The sequence below is a fragment of the Leifsonia aquatica H1aii genome (assembly GCF_000633535.1).
GTDB classification, from domain to species: Bacteria; Actinomycetota; Actinomycetes; order Actinomycetales; family Microbacteriaceae; genus Leifsonia; species Leifsonia aquatica_A.
In genome coordinates this window covers 46,702-63,684 of sequence record NZ_AYMR01000003.1, presented here as the reverse complement: position 1 = coordinate 63,684, position 16,983 = coordinate 46,702, and the positions used below count along the sequence as shown (strand labels likewise).

At 71.6% G+C, this 16,983-nt stretch carries 22 protein-coding genes; 13 read left to right on the top strand and 9 right to left on the bottom strand.

Features of this window, described 5'->3' with window-relative positions; all coding sequences use genetic code 11:
- Nucleotides 1-95 precede the first annotated feature (95 nt).
- Complete coding sequence (locus U870_RS0102425; protein ID WP_025155829.1) at nt 96-494, bottom strand: MmcQ/YjbR family DNA-binding protein; 399 nt, start codon at nt 492-494, stop codon at nt 96-98.
- Complete coding sequence (locus U870_RS0102420; protein WP_025155828.1) at nt 494-1,285, bottom strand: dienelactone hydrolase family protein; 792 nt, start codon at nt 1,283-1,285, stop codon at nt 494-496. Before U870_RS0102420 ends, U870_RS0102425 begins: the two co-directional genes overlap by 1 nt.
- 189 nt (nt 1,286-1,474) lie before the next feature.
- Between U870_RS0102420 and U870_RS0102415 the strand changes: the two genes are divergently transcribed.
- Together U870_RS0102415 and U870_RS0102410 are read left to right on the top strand one after the other, a co-directional pair.
- Nucleotides 1,475-1,771 (top strand): GNAT family N-acetyltransferase, encoded by a 297-nt coding sequence (locus U870_RS0102415; RefSeq protein WP_025155827.1) that lies wholly within the window; start codon nt 1,475-1,477, stop codon nt 1,769-1,771.
- Nucleotides 1,772-1,779: 8 nt separating this feature from the next.
- A complete protein-coding gene (locus U870_RS0102410; RefSeq protein ID WP_025155826.1) occupies nt 1,780-2,769 on the top strand; it encodes a quinone oxidoreductase family protein in 990 nt (329 codons plus the stop codon).
- A 13-nt stretch (nt 2,770-2,782) separates the two neighbouring features.
- Here the strand turns inward: U870_RS0102410 and U870_RS0102405 are convergent, their stop codons facing one another.
- Nucleotides 2,783-3,556, bottom strand: coding sequence for a DeoR/GlpR family DNA-binding transcription regulator (locus U870_RS0102405; protein WP_025155825.1), 774 nt, complete (start codon nt 3,554-3,556; stop codon nt 2,783-2,785).
- Between the two features lie 205 nt (nt 3,557-3,761).
- Between U870_RS0102405 and U870_RS0102400 the strand changes: the two genes are divergently transcribed.
- The 7 genes from U870_RS0102400 (at nt 3,762) to U870_RS0102370 (ending at nt 10,041) form a co-directional block, all read left to right on the top strand.
- A complete protein-coding gene (locus U870_RS0102400) occupies nt 3,762-4,913 on the top strand; it encodes an extracellular solute-binding protein (protein WP_025155824.1) in 1,152 nt (383 codons plus the stop codon).
- A complete protein-coding gene (locus tag U870_RS0102395; protein ID WP_025155823.1) occupies nt 4,913-5,860 on the top strand; it encodes an ABC transporter permease in 948 nt (315 codons plus the stop codon). Before U870_RS0102400 ends, U870_RS0102395 begins: the two co-directional genes overlap by 1 nt.
- Nucleotides 5,860-6,681, top strand: a complete 822-nt coding sequence (locus U870_RS0102390; RefSeq protein ID WP_025155822.1) for an ABC transporter permease — start codon at nt 5,860-5,862, stop codon at nt 6,679-6,681. Before U870_RS0102395 ends, U870_RS0102390 begins: the two co-directional genes overlap by 1 nt.
- A gap of 11 nt (nt 6,682-6,692) precedes the next feature.
- Nucleotides 6,693-7,721, top strand: coding sequence for an ABC transporter ATP-binding protein (locus U870_RS0102385; RefSeq protein ID WP_025155821.1), 1,029 nt, complete (start codon nt 6,693-6,695; stop codon nt 7,719-7,721).
- On the top strand, nt 7,718-8,518 hold the full coding sequence (locus U870_RS0102380) for a glycerophosphodiester phosphodiesterase (RefSeq protein ID WP_025155820.1): 801 nt from the start codon (nt 7,718-7,720) through the stop codon (nt 8,516-8,518). The genes U870_RS0102385 and U870_RS0102380 overlap by 4 nt, the downstream gene beginning before the upstream one ends.
- Nucleotides 8,515-9,435 carry an inositol monophosphatase family protein gene (locus tag U870_RS0102375; protein ID WP_025155819.1) on the top strand — a complete coding sequence of 307 codons (921 nt, stop codon included), beginning with the start codon at nt 8,515-8,517 and terminating at the stop codon, nt 9,433-9,435. The genes U870_RS0102380 and U870_RS0102375 overlap by 4 nt, the downstream gene beginning before the upstream one ends.
- A gap of 240 nt (nt 9,436-9,675) precedes the next feature.
- Nucleotides 9,676-10,041: a hypothetical protein gene (locus tag U870_RS0102370; RefSeq protein WP_025155818.1), complete on the top strand. Its 366-nt coding sequence runs from the start codon at nt 9,676-9,678 to the stop codon at nt 10,039-10,041.
- A gap of 124 nt (nt 10,042-10,165) precedes the next feature.
- Here U870_RS0102370 and U870_RS0102365 read toward each other — a convergent pair whose 3' ends face one another.
- The 3 genes from U870_RS0102365 to U870_RS0102355 form a co-directional block, all read right to left on the bottom strand.
- The gene (locus U870_RS0102365) at nt 10,166-11,167 is read right to left on the bottom strand and encodes an aldo/keto reductase (RefSeq protein ID WP_025155817.1); all 1,002 of its coding nucleotides are present in this window, start codon (nt 11,165-11,167) and stop codon (nt 10,166-10,168) included.
- 121 nt (nt 11,168-11,288) lie between these two features.
- Entirely contained in the window at nt 11,289-11,945 is a 657-nt protein-coding gene (locus U870_RS0102360; RefSeq protein ID WP_029947083.1) for an HAD-IA family hydrolase, read from the bottom strand.
- A 62-nt stretch (nt 11,946-12,007) separates the two neighbouring features.
- On the bottom strand, nt 12,008-12,226 hold the full coding sequence (locus U870_RS0102355; RefSeq protein WP_240183614.1) for a hypothetical protein: 219 nt from the start codon (nt 12,224-12,226) through the stop codon (nt 12,008-12,010).
- 85 nt (nt 12,227-12,311) lie between these two features.
- Here U870_RS0102355 and U870_RS0102350 point away from each other — a divergent pair, with 85 nt between their 5' ends.
- Both U870_RS0102350 and U870_RS0102345 read left to right on the top strand, forming a co-directional pair.
- Complete coding sequence (locus U870_RS0102350; RefSeq protein WP_025155814.1) at nt 12,312-13,286, top strand: helix-turn-helix domain-containing protein; 975 nt, start codon at nt 12,312-12,314, stop codon at nt 13,284-13,286.
- A gap of 233 nt (nt 13,287-13,519) precedes the next feature.
- Nucleotides 13,520-14,464, top strand: a complete 945-nt coding sequence (locus tag U870_RS0102345; protein ID WP_025155813.1) for a quinone oxidoreductase family protein — start codon at nt 13,520-13,522, stop codon at nt 14,462-14,464.
- Between the two features lie 11 nt (nt 14,465-14,475).
- Here U870_RS0102345 and U870_RS0102340 read toward each other — a convergent pair whose 3' ends face one another.
- The 3 genes from U870_RS0102340 to U870_RS0102330 are packed head-to-tail and all read right to left on the bottom strand — an operon-like array spanning nt 14,476 to nt 15,360.
- Nucleotides 14,476-14,841, bottom strand: a complete 366-nt coding sequence (locus U870_RS0102340) for a DUF2200 domain-containing protein (RefSeq protein ID WP_025155812.1) — start codon at nt 14,839-14,841, stop codon at nt 14,476-14,478.
- Nucleotides 14,842-14,865: 24 nt separating this feature from the next.
- Nucleotides 14,866-15,129: a hypothetical protein gene (locus U870_RS0102335; protein ID WP_025155811.1), complete on the bottom strand. Its 264-nt coding sequence runs from the start codon at nt 15,127-15,129 to the stop codon at nt 14,866-14,868.
- Nucleotides 15,130-15,138: 9 nt separating this feature from the next.
- A complete protein-coding gene (locus tag U870_RS0102330) occupies nt 15,139-15,360 on the bottom strand; it encodes a hypothetical protein (protein WP_025155810.1) in 222 nt (73 codons plus the stop codon).
- 79 nt (nt 15,361-15,439) lie between these two features.
- Between U870_RS0102330 and U870_RS0102325 the strand changes: the two genes are divergently transcribed.
- The gene (locus tag U870_RS0102325; RefSeq protein ID WP_025155809.1) at nt 15,440-16,135 is read left to right on the top strand and encodes a TetR/AcrR family transcriptional regulator; all 696 of its coding nucleotides are present in this window, start codon (nt 15,440-15,442) and stop codon (nt 16,133-16,135) included.
- Nucleotides 16,132-16,983 (top strand): 3-hydroxyacyl-CoA dehydrogenase, encoded by an 852-nt coding sequence (locus U870_RS0102320; RefSeq protein WP_025155808.1) that lies wholly within the window; start codon nt 16,132-16,134, stop codon nt 16,981-16,983. The genes U870_RS0102325 and U870_RS0102320 overlap by 4 nt, the downstream gene beginning before the upstream one ends.

Sequence of the window (16,983 nt, the reverse complement as noted above, 5' to 3'; positions counted from 1 at the left end):
TTCGAACCCCCAACCTTCTGATCCGTAGTCAGATGCTCTATCCGTTGAGCTAGTGGCGCATGACCTCCACGCTCTCACGCGGGCCGGGTTAGAGCTTACATGACCGCATCCAAGACCGCCAATTGGCGGCGGAGCGCGACCTGCCGGAACGAGGTCTCGATCAGCTCGCCGAGCTGCACCCACTCGTCCGCGTCGTCCGGCCAGGCGCGATCGACGTCGAGCCCGAGCCAACCGCTCGGCCCCCAGTACTTCGGGATGAAGACCCGAGGGTCCTCGCGGAGCGCCGGGCTCTCGGCCGGATCGGGCTTGAAGACCACCGAATCGGTGCGGTCCATCATGGCGCCGACGAGAGCGAAGACGCGCCCCTTCTCCCCCGCCTTGAAGGCAGGGCGGCCGTGGGTGAGGATCTCGACGGCCTCCGGGAGCCGCAGGCTGCGGGCACGCACGCGGGCGACCAGCTCGTCGCCCGGCTCGAAGAGCAGAGGGTGCTCCATCAGGCGAACACCTCGTCGAGGAAGCAGACCAGGGCCCGCCAGCTGCGGGCGTCGGCGACCGGGCGGTAGCTCTCGCGGCCCGGGATGGTGAAGGCGTGCGGTGCCCCCGAATACGTGGTCACCTGCCAGTCCACATGCGGCGCCCCGCGCAGCTCGTCCTGGAAGGCGGCGACCGCGGAGTCGGGGACGACCGCGTCGTCGCCGCCGGTGAGGATCAGCAAGGACGCGGCGATCTCGCCCGCATCCGAGGGGTCGTGCGCGATCAGACCGCCGTGGAACGAGACGACACCGCGCGCCGGGGCGCCGGTGCGCGCGAACTCGAGGGCGGCGGTGCCGCCGAAGCAGTAGCCGATGACGACGAGGCGCGCCGGATCGACGGCGGGGTGCTGCTGCAGCCAGCTGAAGCCGGCCGCGACGCGGGCGCGCAGCAGGGCGAAGTCGCGGTAGTACGTCCCGGCGACCTCCCGTGCGGCGTCCCCCTCCGGACGCACGTCGGCGCCGTACAGGTCGGCCGCGAACGCCACGTACCCGCAGCGCGCGAGCATCTGGGCGCGCATCTTCACCGTGTCGCCGACCCCGTGCCAGTCGTGCAGCAGCAGCACGGCCGGTCGCCGCTCGTCGGCCTGCGCATCCCTGGCGAGGTACCCCTCGAGCGCGAGGCCCTCGTGGTCGTAGGCGACCGTCTCGGTCTCGATCACGGAGCGTTCGCCGATGGGCACCTGGGCGAGCAGCGCCTCGTGCGCAGGCGCCAGGGCAGACGGGTGGGCGGTCGACGTGCGGGCGAGCGTCACGGGGTGTTCTCCAGAGTCTCGTCGTCGCGGGCGACGGGTGTCGCCGGCGGCCTGGCCTGCTGTGACTGGTCGCGGACTGCGCGTGAGAATCCCCGGTGCGGGTCGGGCTCCCACAGCGTCAGACTACCCCGGCCGCCTGCGACGCGCGACGGTCGGCCCGGCGGGAGGCGACGGTCGTACCATGGGCGCATGGTCACCGAGTTCAGCAATGAGACGGATGCGAGCCGCTACGCGATGCATCGGGACGGCGAGCTGGTCGGCGTGCTCGACTACCGCATCCTGGGCGGCTCGATCTCCCTGACGCGGTCGTTCACGATGCCGGCGCAGCGCGGGAACGGCTACGCCGCACAGCTGGTCGAGTACGCGGTCGACGACATCGAGCGCACCGGAGGCCTGCAGATCGTGCCGATGTGCTGGTACGTCGCGCAATGGTTCGACGCCCATCCGGAGCGCGCCGGCCTGCTGCAGCAGCGCACCGCGGGCTGAGCCCGACGATGGCGGACAGACGCGCGATCCAGGTCTCCCGGTTCGGCGACGCATCGGCCCTGGTGCTGGCGGAGGAGTCGCTGCGCCCTCCCCGGGGCACGGAGGTGGTCGTGCGGGTCACCCACGCCTCCGTCGGAGCCACCGACCTGCTGGCCCGCCGCGGCGGCTATGTGTTCCAGCCGCTGCCCGGGTTCACCCCCGGCTACGACCTGGTGGGCGTGCTGGAGACGGAGTCGGCCGTCTCGGTCGCGCTCGGGCTGCGGACCGGCGATCGCGTCGCCGGGGTGCTGCCCAGGATGGGCGCCCACGCGACCCGCCTCGTCCTGTCCCCGACATTCCTGGTCGCGGTCCCCGACGGCCTCGACTCCGCCGTCGCGGCGACCGCGCCCCTCGACGCCGTCACCGCCGCGCTCGCCCTCCGCTTGGGCGGCGGCGGCCGGCGCGTGCTGGTGCAAGGGGCATCGGGCGCCGTCGGCTCCCTCGCCGTGCAGCTCGCCGTCCAGGAGGGACGCACGGTCGTCGGCACCGCGTCCTCCCGCACCCGGACCCGTGCCGAGGCCCTCGGCGTCCCGGTGATCGACTACCACGCGGCCGATTGGGTCGGCCAGGCGCGGAGGGCCGCGGACGGCGCATTCGACGTCGCGATCGACCACACCGGCGCGCCTCAGGTGCGACAGGCCCTCGCCCCCGACGGCGTGCTCGTGCACACCGCGTTCGCCGGGCGGCCGGGGCACGAGCGGACGGATGCGCTCCGCGGTTCCGCCGCGGCGATGCGGAGACGCCAGGGCCGTCCCCGCGAGCGCGTGTGCAGCGTCCCGTACGCCGTGCTCACCCGGCGGCCGCAGTACCGCGCCCTGCTCGGCGGCCTCCTCGCCGCCATCGACGGTGGCCGGCTGCATCCCGCGGAGCCCGACGTCTACGCCTTCGACGACCTGTGGAACGCGGAGCGGGCGGCCGAGGGCGTCGCGCCCGGTCGCAAGGTCGTCCTGGCGGTCTGAGCGAGCGGACCGCTCACCGGGTCGCGGGATCGCCGTCGACGGTGATCACGCGGCGGCCTCCCTGCGCGGCCAGCTCGAGCGTCGCCCGGTCGGCGCCGCTCGAGGCGACGACGACGTCGAAGTCCGTGATCGAGGCGATCCGGTAGGAACCGCTGCCGGGGAACTTCGTCGCGGTCGCGACCAGGATCGTCCGGTCCGCCGCCCGGCTCATCCGGCCCTTGATGCTCGCCTCCTGGGTCAGATCGGTCACCACGGCCCCGTCCGGCTTCACCCCGGTGCTGCTGATCACCGCGACGTCGGCGCGCACGCGCTCCAGCGACTCCTCGGTGAGCGGCCCGACGAGCGTGCGCGGCTTCGAGCCGACCATGCCGCCGAGCAGCACCAGCGACACCGTGTCGTCGTCGCGCAGCGCGTCGAGCACCGCCAGGCTGTTGGTGATGACGGTCACCGGGCGGCCGCGGAGATGCCGCGCCAGGCGCAGCGTGGTGATGCCGATGTCGAGCAGCACCACCTCTCCATCGGCGATGAGGGCGGCGGTCGCGACGGCGATCGCCTCCTTCTCCCGGGTGTCGTCGTCCAGGTTGCCGGTCGGGTTCTCCTCCACGGCACGCGGGACGGTCGCCCCGCCGTGCACCCGGCGGAGCAGGCCGGCGAGCTCGAGACGCTCGAGGTCGCGGCGGATCGTGGTGCCGCTGACGGCGAGCAGACGCGCGAGCTCCTCCACGGTCACACTGCCGACGGCGTGGAGCCGTTCGACGATCGCCGCCTCGCGCTGATGCGTCAGCATGTTCGACCCCTTCGTAGATGTGAACACACACAGTCTGCACGTGCTCATTTGCGCTCATATTAACGCGAAATGAACAGTCTCTGGCTCGCATTTGAAGCCTTATGCGCAGCTATCGCCAGGAATGCGCATCGCGATTAGCGTTGGCCTCGTTCGCTCCACGACAGGGCGAACGCTCCCCGACACCCTTCCCCCACAGGAGTGCTCCGTGAAAACCCCCCGCCTGATCGCCTCCCTCGCAGCCGTCGCGGCTGTCGGGCTCGCCCTCGCCGGCTGCGCGCAGAGCAGCTCGGCCGCGTCGTCCACCGACGGCGCCGACAAGAAGCTGACCGTGTTCCTCAGCGCCGACACCAACATCCAGGACCTCTGGCAGAAGACGCTGATCCCGGCGTTCGAGAAGGCCAACCCCGGATACACCGTCGCCGTCGACTTCGACCTGCACGGCCTGCACGACCAGCAGACCGTCGCGAAGCTCACCGCCGCGACCATCCAGAAGAAGGACCCGGGCTACGACCTCGTCGACGCCGGCTTCGTCTCGCAGATCGCCGCGTCCGGGCTGCTCGAGAAGGTCTCCAGCAGCACCGTCCCCGGCCTGAAGGACGTGCCGAAGGACCTCGTCGCCGCCGGCGGCGACGGCGGCATCCCCTACCGCGGGTCGAGCGTCGTGCTCGCCTACGACACCACGACGGTTCCCACGCCGCCCAAGACCCTCGACGACCTGCTCGCCTGGATCAAGGCCAACCCCGGCAAGTTCACCTACAACTCCCCGGACACCGGCGGCAGCGGCCAGTCGTTCGTGACCACCGTGCTGGACCAGAACGTCTCGGCCGCCGACCGCACCAAGCTGGTCACCGGGTCCGCGCCCGAGGTCGAGGGGGACTGGGACAAGGGCTTCGCCACCCTCGCCGGCCTCAACCCGTACGTGTACCAGAAGGGCGTCTACCCGAACGGGAACAACCAGGTGCTCGACCTCCTCTCCAGCGGCCAGATCTCCATCGCCCCGGTGTGGAGCGACCAGTTCGTGACCGGACGCAAGAACGGCCAGATCCCCGCGAACATCGCCTACACGCAGATCTCCGACCCGTCGCTGACCGGCGGTGCCAGCTACCTCGGCATCCCGTCCGCCTCACCCCGCACGGCCGGCGCCGAGAAGCTGGTCTCCTGGCTGCTCACCCCGGACGCCCAGGCGCTCGTCTCCGACAGCATCTCCGGCTACCCGGTGATCGCCCTCGACAAGCTCCCCACCGCGGTGCAGGACCTCTACAAGGACGCGGACATCGCGAACCTGCGGCCGACGTACTTCGCCACGACCGCGGCGGACATGAACAAGGCGTGGGCCCAGAAGGTCCCCGGCAAGTAATGGCCGCCCTCACCGCCACCACGGCGGCGACCCCCGCGGACCGCAGCGCCCACCCGGCGCGGCGGTCCGCGGTGACGGGCTTCCTGCTCGCGCTCCCTCCGGTCGTCGTCATCGCCCTCTTCGTCGGCGTGCCCGTCATCCTCGCGCTCGCCTTCAGCGTCGGCTTCACCGGCGGCCTGAACAGCGTCATCGCCGCGGTCGGCCAGAACGTGCACCGGGCCGACGGCGTCGTGCCCACCTTCGGCGCCTACGGCGACGTCTTCGCCACGGAGGCGTTCTGGCAGGACCTCGGGCTCACCCTGGGCGTCACCGCCGCCAGCACCGCGATCGTCGTCCTCCTGGCCGGCGGCATCGGGCTGTACCTGCGCCTCAACGGCGGCCGGCTCGCCCGCGTGCTGTCCGCCATCGCGATCGTGCCCCTGTTCATCCCGGTGGTCATCGCCTCATGGGCGATCCTCACCTTCTACGCCGCCGACGGCTTCCTCCGCAGCCTGCTCGCACAGGTCGGGATCGAGGGGCCGGTCTGGTCGTACACGGCGATCGCCATCGTGATCGGCTCGGCGTGGACCTCCCTGCCCTTCGCCGTGCTGATGATCACCTCCGGTCTGCAGTCCATCCCCGACGCCCTCATCGAGGCCGCCCGCGACGCGGGGGCCGGGACCGTGCGGATCGTCCGCACGATCCTGCTGCCGATGAGCGCGGTGCCCATCGTCATCGCGGTGACATTCACCGCGATCGGGGTGATCGGCTCCTACACGGTCCCTTACTTCACGGGCCCGAACGCGCCGACCATGCTCGGCGTCTCCCTCGCCAGCTACTTCACCTCGTACAACCAGCCCCAGCAGTCGCTGGTCATGGCCTTCGTCGTCTTCCTCGCTGCGGCCGGCATCGGCGCGCTCTACGTCTGGGCGAACTTCCGCAGCGCCCGCCGGGAAGGACGGATCTGATGCCCCGCGCCGTCTCCACCGCGCTCCGCACGACGGGCACAGCCGTCTTCGCGCTCGTGCTGCTCGTGTTCGTGCTGGGCCCGCTGGTCTGGCTCGGCGCCCACGCGTTCGCCGGCAGCTGGACGTATCCGAACCTGCTGCCCGACTCGTGGACGCTGCGCTGGTGGCAGACCGTCTTCTCGGACCCGGCGCTCGGATCCTCCGTGCAGAACTCCCTCCTGATCACCCCGATCGTCGTCCTGGTGTCGGCCGCGGTCTGCCTGCCCGCCGCCTACGCGTTCGCCCGGTTCGAGTTCCCGGGCCGGCGGCTGTTCCTGATCGGCCTGTTCGCCACCAACGCCTTCCCCCGGATGGGCCTGTTCGCCACGCTGGCCTCCCTCTACTACGCCCTCGGCCTGATGAACACGATCGCGGGCGTCGTCGTGGTCCAGCTGCTCGGCACCATCGTCTTCATGACCTGGATCCCGGCCGCCGCGTTCGCCGCCGTCCCCCGCGCACTGGAGGAGGCGGCACGGGATGCGGGCGCCTCGCGGGTTCGCGTGTTCCTGACCGTGACGCTGCGCCTCGCGCTCCCCGGCATCCTCGTCGGAGCCGTGATGGCCTTCCTCGCCGCCTTCGACGAGGCGCAGGGCACCTACCTCGTCGGAGCCCCCGACATCCTCACCATGCCCACCGAGATGTACAGCCTCGTCCTCAACTTCCCCAAGCAGGTCGCGGCCGTGTTCTCGATTCTGCTCGCCATCCCCTCGGTGGTCCTGCTGCTCGCCGTGCGCAAGCACGTGATGGGCGGCCAGCTGGCCGAGGGCTTCCAGATCAAGTGAAGGACCACACGATGACGCCACCCACCGACGGACTGCGGCTGACCTCGCTCACCAAGAGGCTGGGCGGCCGGACCATCATCGACGACCTCGACCTCACCGTCGAACGCGGTGAGCTGGTCTCCCTGCTGGGACCCTCCGGCTGCGGAAAGACCACCACCCTGCGGATGATCGCCGGCTTCCTCTCCCCCGATGCCGGCACGATCGCCATGGCGGGGCGGGACGTCACCCCGCTCGGGCCCGAGAAGCGGCCGAGCGCGATGGTGTTCCAGAACTACGCGCTCTGGCCGCACCTGACCGTGGCGAAGAACGTCGCCTACCCACTCCGCCTGCGCCGGCTGCCGCGGGCCGAGGTGACGGAGCGCGTGGAGGCGATGCTCGGCCTGGTCAACCTCCTGCACCACCGCGACTCCCGGCCGCCGCGCATCTCCGGCGGTGAGCAGCAGCGCGTCGCCCTCGCCCGTGCCTTGGTGCAGGAGCCGGACGTGCTCCTGCTCGACGAACCCCTCAGCAACCTGGACGCCAAGCTGCGGGTCAAGGTCCGGGAGGACATCCGCGACCTGCAGCAGCGGCTCGGCATCACCACCGTCATCGTCACGCACGACCAGGAGGAGGCGCTGTCGATCTCCGACCGGGTCGCCGTGATGAACGCCGGCCGGATCGAGCAGTTCACCACCCCGGCCGAGCTGTACGCCCGGCCGGCGACCGAGTTCGTCGCGACCTTCATCGGCGCGCTCAACCGGTTCGAGGGCTCGTTCGACGGCACCCGCGTCGTCGCCGGCCACGACGTGGTCGGGATCCGCCCCGAGCATGTGTCGTTCACCACGGTCCCGGTGCCGGGTGGACTGCGCGCCGTGGTGGAGCGCGTCGTGCCGCACGGGCACTTCAGCGAGCTGCGGCTGCGGCGCGACGACGTGACCCTGTCCGCCTACGTCCCCGGACCGGCGCCGCAGCTCGGGAGCGTGGGGTTCGCCGCCGTGTCGTCTGCCCTGGCCTACCGCGACGGACGCCTGCTCGAGCACGCGGAAGCGGTGCCGGCATGAGCCCGCGCGCGTCCGCGCACCGCGGCGACTCGTCCGTGTTCCGCGAGAACACCCTCCCCGCTGTGCGGTCCGCCATCGCGAAAGGCGCCGACATCGTCGAGATCGACGTGCGGCTCACGGCCGACGGCGAGGTGGTCGTGCTGCACGACGCGACCCTCGCGCGGCTCTGGGACGACCCGCGCCCGATCGCCGAGGTCCCGACGGCCGACCTCGCCGCGTTCGGAGGACCCGACGATCGGCCGCCGCTGCTGACCGAGGTGCTCGCCCTCTTCGCCGGTCCGAACGCGTCCACGGCGACGAGCCGGTTGGTGATCGACATGGACGACGCCCGCTTCGCCGCCCCCGCGCACGCGGTCGTCGCGGCCTCGGGCGTCGTCGTCGACTGGTGCGGCGACCTCGACGGGATGCGGGTGCTCCGCTCCCTCGACGCCGAGGCGCGCATCTGGCTGCCGTGGCGCGCCCTGCGGGTGCCGACCGCGGCCGAGCTCGCCGGCCTCCACCCGGTGACGGTCAACGTCCCGTTCCCCATCGCCGACGACGCGTTCGTGCGCGGCGTGCACGACCTCGGCCTCCCGGTGACGGTGTGGACGCTCGATGAGCCCGACGACCTCGCCCGCGCCTTCGCCCTCGGCGTGGACACCATCACGACGAACCGGCTCGACCGGCTCCAGGCGATGATCGCGGCCGATCGGGCGACGGTGGCCGACCCTGCGCCGACCCCGGCCTCCACTCCGAACTCCACTCCGACCACCACCCCGATCTCCACCCCGATCTCCACCCCGGAAGGGCACCGATGACCCCCGACGACACCCTCGCCGCCCGCACACTGGCCCTCGAACTCGCGGAATGGGCGGCGGCGGAGACCCGGTCGCACCGCGTCACCACCGTCTCCACCAAGGCTGACCCCGCCGACCTGGTCACCGAACTCGACCGCTCGGTCGAGCTGCGCGTCCGGGAGGTCGTGCTCGACCGCTTCCCCGACCACGCCTTCGTCGGCGAGGAATTCGGCGGCACGGCGGTCGGCGGACGCCCCACCTGGTACCTCGACCCGGTCGACGGCACCGCCAACCTCGCCAACGGCCTCCCCTGGACCGCGTTCTCACTGGCATTGGCCGTCGACGACCGGCCCGTGCTGGGTGTCGTCGCCGACCCGTGGCACGACGCCCTCTTCGACGCGATCGCAGGGCAGGGCGCCCGCCGCGACGGCGACACCCTCACCATCGCCCCGGGCGGCGCCCTCCGCGGCGGCGTGGTGGGCAGCGAACTCGCCGGTCACCGCGCGTGGCCCGGCCTGAGCGGACTCTCCCGCCGCCTGACCGACGTCTACTGCACGCTCCGCATCATGGGGTCGGGCACCCTCACCCTGCTCGGCCCCGCGGCCGGACGCGGCAGCGGCGCGATCATCCACCGGTTCAGCCCGATCGACCACCTCGCCTCGGCCCTGATCGCACACGAGGCCGGCGCCGTCGTCCTCGACCGCACCGGGCGCCCCACCCTGTTCCCGTCCGAGGGCGGCATCCTGGTCGCTGCACCGGACGTCGCGGACGAGCTGTTCCGGCTGTGGGAGGGTGCGGCGGCCGAGGCGGGCGCGGCGGCGGGTGCAGCGGCGGGTGCGGCGGCGGGTGCGGCGGCGGGCGCGGCGGCGGGTGCAGCGGCGGGTGCGGCGGCTGAAGCCGAGCCCGGCGTCGCGAGCATCGGGTCGGTGAGGCCGTAGGCCGAGCGGGCGCCGATCAGGCCCGCGATGCGCGCGACGTCGCCCCACCCGCGGCCGTATGGGAGTGGGGCACCACTCCCATACGGGCATTCGGGTAAGCCACCGGTCCGTTCGAGACGCCCCCTAGCGCGCACTGGGCGGACCGGCTGACCCCTCCAGCGTAACGGTGGAGTAGACGGTGCAGTCAACCGGGGATGTCCCCCTCGTGCCCGGTGGGCCACCGTCGATATGCTGTGCCGCATGAGCACGAAGAGCCGTCAGGGGCCGCACCAGGAGACCACTCTCGAGATCGGCGACCGCCGCGGGCTCTGGGGAGCGCTGGCCGGACTGGTCACCGCCGTCCTGATCGCCTATCCGCTGACGGCAAGCATCGCGTTCGCGACGCATCCGGCCACGCAGCGCCTGTTCGGCGGGCGTCTGGAGTCGGCGTCGCAGTTCGGGTTCCAGGCGTTCTGGTGGGTGCTCGCGCTCGCCTGCCTCGCCCTGCCGTTCATCGTCGGCTACGGGATCGCGAAGCTCTCCGCCCGCACGATCACCGTGATCGGCGCGGTCGTGGTGATCCTGCTGATCCTGCTGGTCGTGCTGGGACAGCTCTTCGCCTTCTGACCGTCCCGAGCGCACCGAGCACACCGAGCACACCGAGCACACCGAGGCGGCGGATCATCCGCCGCCTCGGTGCGATTCGTGCCACATTTCGCCGTCTCGGCGCGCGGTGGTGGGGCGCGGGAGGCTAGCCGAGCGTGCCGTGGACGGCGAACTCGTCGATGGCGGCGAGCTCGGCTTCGCTGAGCGGGGCGCCGGCGAGCGCGCCGACGTTCTGCTCCAGCTGGGCGACGCTGCTGGCGCCGATGATCGCCGAGGCGACGGTCTGGCGGCGCAGCACCCACTGGAGCGCGAGCTGGGCGAGGCTCTGGCCGCGACCGGCGGCGATCTCGTTGAGGGCGCGGGCGCGCTCCAGGTAGGTGTCGGTGATGTCGGACGCGTGCAGGAAGACGCTCGTGACCGCGCGGGAGCCCTCAGGGACGCCGTTCAGGTAGCGGTCCGTGAGCATCCCCTGCGCCAGGGGCGAGAAGACGATCGCGGCCGCGCCGACCCTGTCGACGGCGTCGAGGACGCCGCCCTCCACGGTGCGGTCGAACATCGAGTAGCGCGGCTGGTGCAGCAGCAGCGGGGCGCCGGCGGCCGCGAGCAGTGCGGCGGCCTCCTCGGTGCGCACGGCGTCGTAGTTCGAGATCGCCGGGTAGAGCGCCTTGCCCGACGTGACCGCCGTGACGAGGGCGCCCATGCTCTCCTCGAGCGGCGTCTCGAGGTCGGGACGGTGGTGGTAGAACACGTCGACGTATTCGAGACCGAGCCGCTTCAGCGACTGGTCCAGGGACGACAGCAGGTACTTGCGCGAGCCGCCGTCGCCGTACGGGCCGGGCCACATCCCGTAACCGGCTTTGGTGGAGACGACGATCTCGTCCCGATACGCCTTCAGGTCGGTGGCGAGGATGCGGCCGAAGACCTCCTCGGCGGCACCGGGAGGCGGGCCGTAGTTGTTGGCGAGGTCGAAGTGGGTGATACCGAGGTCGAAGGCGCGCAGGACGATGGCGCGCTGCACCTCGTAGGCGCGGGCGTGCCCGAAGTTCTGCCAGAGGCCGAGCGAGAGCTCGGGGAGCACGAGGCCGCTCCGGCCGGCTCGGCGGTACGGGATGCGGTCGTAGCGGTTCGGGTCGGCGAGATGAGTCACGCTCCCCAACCTACCAACGCCGCGGGACCGGTCTCATCCCCGGCGATATTCGTGCCGAATGTCGAGAATGCGGCCACCATTCTCCACATTCGTGCCGAATGTGCGGGCGGGAGACGAGGGGTTAGGGGGTGCGGAGGCGGAAGGCGCCGCCGGCGGCGGCGGTCACGGTGACGCCGCGATGGTCTGGCAGGCGGGTGAGTCCCTCGGTGAGCGGCGACGCATACGACCCGACGACGACCGTGCGCGCGCCCGCGTCGATGCCGGCGCGCAGCCCCGCCTCGACGTCTTCGAAGACCACGCACTCGCCGATCGGCACGCCGAGCCGCCGTGCGCCGAGCAGGTAGGGGTCGGGCGCGGGCTTGCCGTGCTCGACGTCGGCGGGCGTCACCACGACCGCCGGGAGCGGGACCCCGGCCGCCTCCATCCGGGCGACCGCGAGCGGCAGCGGGGCGCTGGTGACCAGCGCGACGGGAGCGCCGGCGTCCACCAGCGCCGCGATCAGCGCGACGGCGCCCGGGATCTCGACGATCCCGTCGGTGCGGGTGACCTCCTCCTGCAACAGGTGGTCGGTCATCCGCTCGCGCTCCTCGGCCGAGTACTGCGGGAGGAAATGCGCGACCGTCGCAGGAGCGGGCCGGCCGTGCGCATAGTCGAGCACGGCGGAGGCATCGAGCCCGTGCGCGGCACTGAACTCGCCCCACACGTGCTCGACGACCGGCGTCGAGTCGACGAGGGTGCCGTCCATGTCGAAGAGGAATCCGCGCGCAGTCACATCCATCCCCTCACCCTAGGGGGCGGGGATGCCGACCCCGGAACCGCGGAGTCTGGAGCGACGCAGGCTCAGGCGCGCGGGTCCCGGGCGTCGCGCACGGCGCGCAGGTCGGAGAGTGCGCGCTCGGTCTCCCGAGAGGGCGTGCCGCCGCGCGCCGCGATCGCGGAGGCGAGCCAGTCGCTCAGCACGAAGCGGCGGCGGCGCGGCGGCTGACCGCCGTCCACGGTGCGGGCCGGATGGGCGATCCAGCCGTGTTCTATGCCCGGTGTCCAGGTCGTGTTAGCCATGTCATAGACGTTACGAGCGTAAAGAATCGGCCACGAGATGGCTCTGGGTCTATCTTCGCAAAGATTCGGCCAGTACCATGAGGGGATGTTGAGATCCGTCGCGGTGCCACTCATCGACGAGTTCGCCATGTTCGAGTTCGGCGTCGTCTGCGAGGTCTTCGGCCTCGACCGCAGCTACGCCGGGCTGGAGCCGTTCGACTTCCGGGTCTGCGCCATCGACCCGGAAGCGCCCGTCGTCGGCCCGAACGGCGTGCACGTCCTCGCGCCGTACGACCTGAGCGCGATGGACGACGCCGACCTCATCGCCCTCCCCGCCGCGAACATCCGCGCGTCGTACCCGGAGGAGCTGCTCGACGCCCTGCGTCGCGCCTCCGCCCGCGGCGCCACCCTGCTCAGCGTCTGCTCGGGCGCCTTCGTGCTCGGCGAGGCCGGCCTTCTCGACGGCCGCGAGTGCACGACCCACTGGCGCTACGCCGAGGCTCTGCAGCGCCGGTTCCCCGAGGCCCGCGTGAACCCGGATGTGCTGTTCATCGATGACGGCGACGTGATCACCAGCGCCGGGACGTCCGCCGGCATCGACGCCTGCCTGCACCTCGTCCGGCGCGAGCTCGGCAGCAGCGCCGCCAACGCCATCGCCCGCAACATGGTGGTACCGCCGCAGCGCGACGGGGGCCAGCGGCAGTACATCGACAAGCCGGTCTCCGACTGCGCGGACGACACCTTCAGCGAACTGATCGAATACCTGACCGACCGGCTCGACGAGAACCACACCGTCAGCGCTCTGGCCGCGCACACCCACATGTCGACCCGCAGCTTCTCGCGCAAGTTCGTCGCCGAGACCGGCGTCTCCCCGATGCAGTGGCTCACGACGCAGCGCGTGCTGCACGCGCGGCTGCTGCTGGAGACCACCGACCTCCCCGTCGACGAGGTCGCCCGCCGCTGCGGCTTCGGCAGCGCCACCCTGCTGCGCCACCACTTCGACCAGGAGGTGGGCGTGCCTCCCACGCGCTACCGGGCGGCGTTCGCGCAGCGGGAGGCGCAGCCGGTCGCGATGCACTGACCGACGCTCCCACGCGCTCGGCGCCCACCCCGCGCGACCAGTGGTCCCGGGGCGGAACCAGTGGTCGCGACACGCCGCGCCGCTCGGGCCGGGCGCGGCGTGTCGCGACCACTGGATGGGGCGCTCGCGGGGCGGGCGGACGCAACACGGCGTCGCACGGGAATGCGCGGGCGGCCGCGGGGGCTGCATCCTGGGGAGGCCGGAGACGCCGGCCGACGAGAAGGGGACGCGCGATGGCGACCGTGGTGCAGTACGAGCAGTTGGGCGGGCCCGAGGTCCTGGAGGTCACCCGCATCCCCGACCCGTCGGCGCCCCCGGGCGGCGTGGTGGTCCGCGTGCGTGCGGCGGGCGTGAACCCGATCGACGGCAAGCTGCGCAGCGGCGGCCGCCCGAGCGGCCCCTTCACCGGGCCGCGGGTGCCGGGAGGCGACGCGGCCGGGACGATCCTCGAGCTCGGCGAGGGTGTCGAGGGCTGGACCGTCGGCGACGAGGTCGTGGTCCGCGGGGCGAAGGGCGCCTATACGACCCATCTCGTGGCGGACGCCGCGCAGCTCGTCGCCAAGCCCGCCGGGGTGACCTGGGAGCAGGCCGCGTCGATCGGCATCCCGGTGAGCACGGCACACCAGGCGCTCGTCTCGCTCGGCGTCGCGGACGGCGAGACCCTCCTGATCCACGGCGGGTCCGGCGCGGTCGGGCGCGCGGCCGTGCAGCTCGCACGGCGGGCGGGAGCGACGGTCGTCGCCACCGCCTCCCCCGCCAACCACGAACGACTGCGAGAACTGGGCGCCACTCCGGTCGCGTACGGCGATGGGCTGCTCGAGCGACTGCGCGCGGCCGCCCCGCGGGGCTTCGACCGCATCCTGGACGCGGTCGGCAGCGAGGAGGCGCTGGAGACGTCGTTCGCCCTGGTCGACGACCGGTCGCGCATCGGGACCGTCGTGGTCGGCGGCCGCGCGGCCGAGCTCGGCATCCAGGCCTGGGCCGGCGGCAACCCGGTGCCCCTCACGGCCGAGCAGAACGCGCTGCGCGACGAGGCCTACGCGCTGGTGCTGGATCTCATCGCGCGCGGCGAGTTCGAGGTGGACATCGCCCGCACCTTCCCGCTCGCCGACGCCGCCGACGCGGCCCGGCTGGTGGAGTCCGGCCATCCGGGCGGGAAGGTGCTGCTGCTGCCCTGACGGCGCGGCGGTCAGCCCCCGGCGACGGGGGTGCGCAGGATCGACTCCATCTTCTTGCCGCGGGCGACCTCGTCGACCAGCTTGTCCATGTACCGGATGCGCTGCATGAGCGGGTCTTCGATCTCCTCGACCCGCACGCCGCAGATCACTCCCGTGATCAGCGTGGCGTCGGGGTTCATGGCGGGCGCCCGGTCGAAGAACTCCTCCAGCGAGCGACCGTCGGCGATCGCGCGGGCGAGGCCCTGCTCGTCGTAGCCGGTGAGCCAGGAGAGGACGCGGTCGACATCGCGGGCGTCGCGACCCTTGCGCTCGACCTTGGCGACGTAGAGCGGATGGATGCTCGCGAAGGTCATCGCGAAGATGCGCTGAGTGGCCATACCCCGAGCCTAACCAGCCTGCCGTCAGTCGGGGGGTCGCAGCTTCTCCCGCATCACGGCAGCCGACTCCGCCCAGAGATCGGCGTCGGCGAGGATGACCACGAGCGTGCCGTCCACGATCCCGGTACGGATTCTGGTCCCGTTGGCGCGCGCACGGCGACGCACTTCGCGGCGGATGGCAGAGACGTCATCGGCTCCGCCGAGTCGGTGCGCTGCGTGCTGGTCCGCCTCTGCGCGCCGAAGGAGCGAGGCGGCGAGATCAATCTCCTTCGGTGTGACGTCATTCACTCGATCGCCTCAGGACAACTTCTTCTCCAGCGAGTCTCCGAAGCGCTTCGCGGCCTTGGATGCCTTCCGCGCCAATCGCTTGCGGGACTTGCGCGCGTCGGGGTCCTTCCAGATCCGCTCCAACTGGTGTCTCAGGTCCTCGTAGTTCTTCCCTCGTCGCTTCGCCGACTCCACGCCGACGAGGTAGGCGGCGAGGGCGACGATCACGAGAATCAACAGGTTCTTACGCATCACCCCACCATCCCCCCACTTCACTGCGGTTTGAAGGGGCTCGGGTGGCGACACGAGCTAAAAGTGAGTACACTCATAAATGAGCAAACTCACTAAGGAGTTGAGGACGATGCCGGCAGGGCGCCGCGAGCGCAACAAGGAAGAGAAGCAGACGCGCATCTTCGATGCCGCCGAGCGCCTCTTCGACGAGCTGGGCTTCGCGGGTGTCACGACACAGCGGATCGCCGACGAGGCCGACGTCGCCGCCGGGACGGTGTTCCGGTACGCCTCCACCAAGGCGGAGCTGCTGATGATGGTCAGCAACGAACGCAGCCGCGAGCGCATCCAGGAGGGCGTCGACCGGGACGACCCCGAGGCCCGGGCCACCCGCCGCCTCCTCGCCCTCGTCACCCCGCTCGCCCGAGCCGGCCGCGACAACGACGAGAACACACTCGCCTACCAGCGGGAGCTGCTGTTCGGCGAGCCCGGCGAACGCTACCGCGAGGAGGGGCTCGCCCTCTTCGGCGACCTCCGCGAGCGGATGGGCGCCCTGCTCGCCGACGCGTGGCGCCGCGCGCACGCGGACGCGACCGCACCCGAAGCGGTCGCGCCCGACCCCGCGTCGGCCGCCCGTGCGCTCTCCGCGGCGCTGCACTTCGCGATCGCGGACGCCGCAGCCCACGGCCGCCCCACGGGCGACCTGCTCACCGACCTCGCCGCGGACTTCGAGGTGATCGTCCGCGGCTACGAGACAGACCCGACCACCTCAGGACAGTCAGGACAGGAAGAGAAATGACCGACATCACCAGTGTCACCGTTCTCGGAACCGGCGTGCTGGGATCGCAGATCGCGTTCCAGACCGCGTTCCACGGCTTCGCCGTCACCGCGTACGACATCAACGCGGACGCGCTCGACACCGCCAGGGAGCGCTTCGAGGGCCTCGCCGCACTGTACGAGAAGGAGGTCGCCGGCGCGGCCGACGGTGCCGCACAGCAGGCGCTGGGCCGCATCCGCTACTCCGACGACCTCGCCCAGGCGGTGAAGGACGCCGACCTCGTCATCGAGGCCGTGCCCGAGAGCCTGGACCTCAAGCGTGACATCTACACCAAGCTCGGCGAGCTGGCGCCGGCGAAGACGATCTTCGCCACCAACTCGTCCACCCTGCTGCCGAGCGACCTCGTCGGCTACACCGGCCGCGCCGACAAGTTCCTCGCGCTGCACTTCGCCAACCACGTCTGGGTGAACAACACCGCCGAGGTGATGGGCACGACGAAGACCGACCCCGCCGTCTATCAGCAGGTCGTCGACTTCGCCTCCGCGATCGGGATGGTGCCGATCGAGATCAAGAAGGAGAAGGCGGGCTACGTGCTCAACTCCCTCCTCGTCCCGCTGCTGGACGCCGCGGCCGAACTCCTGGTCGACGGCATCGCCGAGCCCGAGACGATCGACAAGACCTGGCGCATCGGCACCGGGGCTCCGAAGGGCCCGTTCGAGATCTTCGACATCGTCGGCCTGACCACGGCCTACAACATCTCCTCCGTCGCCGGCCCGAAGCAGCAGGAGTTCGCGGCCTACCTCAAGGAGAACTACATCGACAAGGGCAAGCTGGGCGTCTCCACCGGCGAGGGCTTCTACCGGTACTGA